Annotated in this window: 4 protein-coding genes; 3 read left to right on the forward strand and 1 reads right to left on the reverse strand. The window is 60.9% G+C overall.

The window, feature by feature from the left end; genetic code table 11:
* A partial coding sequence (locus APH30_RS26425) for a hypothetical protein (RefSeq protein WP_054914186.1) occupies nucleotides 1-528 on the reverse strand: 528 nt, incomplete at its 3' end.
* A 395-nt stretch (nucleotides 529-923) separates the two neighbouring features.
* Between APH30_RS26425 and APH30_RS26430 the strand changes: the two genes are divergently transcribed.
* The 3 genes from APH30_RS26430 to APH30_RS26440 all read left to right on the forward strand — a co-directional run.
* Complete coding sequence (locus APH30_RS26430) at nucleotides 924-1,451, forward strand: (2Fe-2S)-binding protein (protein ID WP_054914187.1); 528 nt, start codon at nucleotides 924-926, stop codon at nucleotides 1,449-1,451.
* Complete coding sequence (locus APH30_RS26435; protein WP_054914188.1) at nucleotides 1,448-2,443, forward strand: xanthine dehydrogenase family protein subunit M; 996 nt, start codon at nucleotides 1,448-1,450, stop codon at nucleotides 2,441-2,443. The genes APH30_RS26430 and APH30_RS26435 overlap by 4 nt, the downstream gene beginning before the upstream one ends.
* A 2-nt stretch (nucleotides 2,444-2,445) precedes the next feature.
* On the forward strand, nucleotides 2,446-3,759 hold a 1,314-nt coding region (locus tag APH30_RS26440), incomplete at its 3' end, for a xanthine dehydrogenase family protein molybdopterin-binding subunit (RefSeq protein ID WP_156326718.1).

Below are 3,759 nucleotides of genomic sequence, written 5' to 3' on the forward strand. Positions count from 1 at the left end.
CGTCATTCCATAGCAAACGATGAACAAATCTCGGCAACCTTGCTCGCGGTACCACATCACAACACGCTCAATCATCTGGCCCAAAATGTAAATCAGCGTGTCGTCATATCCGCCCGGCGAACTTGCTTCGTACGGATAGCGAGCGTTTGTGAAAACGTTCCGATAACGCTCGATCCATTCTTCCTCCTGGTCGAATCGAAGTCGCGAACGGATATCAGCAGGCACCGCGTAAAAAAGCGTTAGCAGATCGTGCTTGTCAGCTCGATTCCGATCAGCTGAAACCTTGCCAATACGCTGCAGCTCACGGTGGGCATCTCTAATGAGCGTGGGCTCCAGGTCATACGTTTCATTGACCTGGCCATGGTGACCATTGGGCACGGCAACGAAGCTTTTAAGCAGAATTTCCATGCCAATGGCCGCATTTATTTGGGCAATTGCCATCATGTCGTGACCGGTAAGCAGGTGCTTTGCAGCCTCGCAATAGCGGTACGCGCTTTCAACCATCCAAGGTGTCAGATGCGGTTGCATCGGGATTCTCCAAGAGTAACGGACCAGGAATTGAGCTTTCCCTGGTTCAGCAGATGAGCTACCCTGCCCTTTATAATATTCATTTAAGGAATAACTACACTAAATATCCATTTAGTTGAGTTAACGTTGTAGTTCACCAATATACTGGCCCTTCCCCGCAAATACGTCAGCCACGGTTCGTGCCCTCGCCCGCTCATCCCTTCTTGGCTACCGGCCAGCAGCCCTGAGCTTCACTCTCAGTCCCGCGCCTCACCACCACAATGCCTGCACGCCCTCACGCCATGCCCGCAGCCACCTTTCCACGCCTGGCAAGCCGGTGGAACGTTTCTGCAACCGCCCGGGTCGCACAACAAAGACGCAGCCAACTGCGTGAACCCTGACCGTGAGGACCTTCCATGAGCGCGCTCTCTTCCAATGGGGCTGCAGAACACCCCATCTGCCTGACCCTCAATGGTCAGCCCCGAACACTGGCAGTCCACCCGTGGACCACCCTGCTCGACCTGTTGCGTGAACAGCTGGACCTGGTAGGTACCAAAAAAGGCTGCGACCACGGCCAATGTGGCGCCTGCACGGTGTTGCGCGACGGCAAGCGCGTCAATGCTTGCCTGACACTGGCCATCATGTGCGACGGAGCAGACTTGGTGACCATCGAGGGGCTGGCCAGCGGCGACGTGCTGCACCCTATGCAACGGGCTTTCATCACCCACGATGCGTTTCAGTGCGGGTACTGCACACCTGGGCAGATCTGCTCTGCCGTCGGGCTTGTGCGTGAGGGGCGTGCCGACTGCCGTGAGGCCATTCGCGAGCAGATGAGCGGCAACCTTTGCCGCTGTGGTGCCTATGGCAACATCGTCGCCGCGATCGAAGAAGCCCAGCCGCTGATGGCACATCCGGATCAACCACAACGGGGGGCGAAGCCATGATGCCCTTCAGCTACCACAAGCCTGCGTCAGTCAGCGAAGCCGTGAGCCTGGCTGGCGACAGCGCGCGCTTCATCGCCGGGGGCACCAACCTGGTCGACCTGATGAAGGAAAATGTGGTCCGCCCCGAGCGCCTGATCGATATCTCAGGCTTGGCGCTGGATGGGCTGCACCCCACTGCCAACGGTGGCGTCATGATCGGTGCCTTGGTCAGTAATGCCGACCTGGCCTGGCACCCGATGATCGAGCAACAATACCCGTTGCTGTCACAGGCTATCCTGGCGGGCGCTTCACCGCAGTTGAGAAACATGGCCAGTACCGGCGGCAACTTGCTCCAGCGCACACGCTGTTACTACTTCTACGATACCGGCTCCCCCTGCAACAAACGTGAACCCGGCAGCGGATGCCCTGCTCGTAGTGGCCGCAACCGCATCCACGCCATTCTTGGCGCCAGTGAGGCCTGTGTGGCCACTCATCCGTCCGACATGTGCGTAGCACTGGCAGCACTCGAAGCCGTGGTGCACGTAGAGGGACCGGCTGGCAAACGCCAGATCCCGTTCGCAGATTTCCATCGCCTGCCGGAGAACAATCCGGAGCGTGATAACCAGCTGGCAGCCGATGAACTGGTAACGGCCGTTGAGCTGCCGCCACCGCTGTTCGAACAGCATTACCGCTACCTGAAAATTCGAGACCGAGCCTCCTACGCGTTTGCGCTGGTGTCGGTCGCTGCGGCTTTGCGCTTGGATGGCGATGTGATTCAGCACGCCCGCCTGGCGCTGGGCGGTGTAGCGCACAAACCATGGCGAGACACGGCTGTGGAAAGCCTGCTGGTTGGCCAGGTGCCTTCCGAGGCGCTGTTCGACAACGCCGCACAGGCGCTGCTTCAGGGCGCGCAGCCGCTGACCCACAATGGTTTCAAGGTAACACTGGCGCAGCGTGCAATCGTGCGTGCATTGACTGACGCGGCGCACCGTGCCGCTGGTGTGGGGGCATGACCATGGTCAACAACAAATCGGTAGTCGGTACCCCTCTGGATCGCGTGGATGGCGTGGCTAAAGTCACCGGCCAGGCACGCTATGCGGGCGAATACCCAAAAGACGGCCTGCTCCATGGCAGCGTGGTGTCCAGTACCATCGCCCGCGGCCGTGTACTGCGCATCGACGCTACCGAGGCGCTGGGCGTACCCGGCGTTGTCGCGGTGCTCGACCATGGGCATCGTCCGCATATTTCCAGTTATGACGATGACTACAGCGACGCCGATGCAGCTGAGGGCGCGCCCTTTCGGCCCCTGTTCAACGATCGAGTGCTGTATAGCGGGCAACCCCTGGCGCTGGTGGTGGCGCACACCCTGGAGGTGGCCCGGTATGCAGGCTCATTGATCAGGATCGAATACGCCGAGGAACCTCACGAGACAGACCTGGGCGCTACCAAGGCGTCGCATGTGGCGCCGGCAGAAACACCGGCCCCGCGTGGCGACTTCGCTGGCAGTTTCGCTGGGGCACCCGTGCAGGTCGATGCCACCTACCTGACTGCCAACGAGCACCACAACCCGATGGAGCCCCACGCCTCCACCGTGCACTACAAGCCCGACGGCAGCCTGGAAATTCATGACAAGACCCAAGGCACGCAGAACTGCCAGGACTACCTGCACAAGGTGTTCGGCCTGCCCAAGGCCCAGATCCGTGTGCACGCAGCCTTCGTCGGCGGTGCCTTTGGCTCGGGCCTGCGCCCGCAGTATCAACTGCCCCTGGCAGTGATGGCGGCGCTGCATCTTCAGCGCTCTGTGCGCGTCACCCTGACGCGCCAGCAAATGTTCACGTTCGGCTACCGGCCCCGCACCGAGCAGCGTTTGCGCCTGGGCGCAGACGCAGGTGGGCGCTTGCTGGCTGTCGGTCACGATGGGCTGGGGCAGACCTCGCGCTTCGAAGACTTCACCGAGCACCTGGTGGAATGGAGCGGCATGCTCTACCAGTGCGACAACGTTGAACTCAACTACCGCCTGGCCTCGCTGGATGTGTACACGCCCCTGGACATGCGTGCCCCTGGGGCCGGCTCAGGCGTGGTCGCGCTTGAGTGCGCGATGGATGAGCTTGCCTGTGCCGCTGATATCGACCCGGTAGAGCTGCGCCGGCGTAATTTTGCCGCCAACAACGGCAACGAGGGCAAGCCCTACTCCAGCAAGGAACTGCTGGCGTGCTACCAGCAAGGCAGCGAGCGTTTCGGTTGGCAGCACCGCAACCCACAACCGCGCAGCATGCGCACTGGCAACCAATTGGTCGGTTGGGGAATGGCGGGCGGCGTCTGGGAGGCC

The organism is Pseudomonas sp. NBRC 111127 (assembly GCF_001320345.1).
Lineage (GTDB): Bacteria > Pseudomonadota > Gammaproteobacteria > Pseudomonadales > Pseudomonadaceae > Aquipseudomonas > Aquipseudomonas juntendi.

Coding starts and splice junctions, on each gene's coding strand:
- APH30_RS26435 (WP_054914188.1), top strand. CDS start 1,448: ATGATGCCCTTCAGCTACCACAAGCCTGCGTCAGTCAGCGAAGCCGTG.
- APH30_RS26430 (WP_054914187.1), top strand. CDS start 924: ATGAGCGCGCTCTCTTCCAATGGGGCTGCAGAACACCCCATCTGCCTG.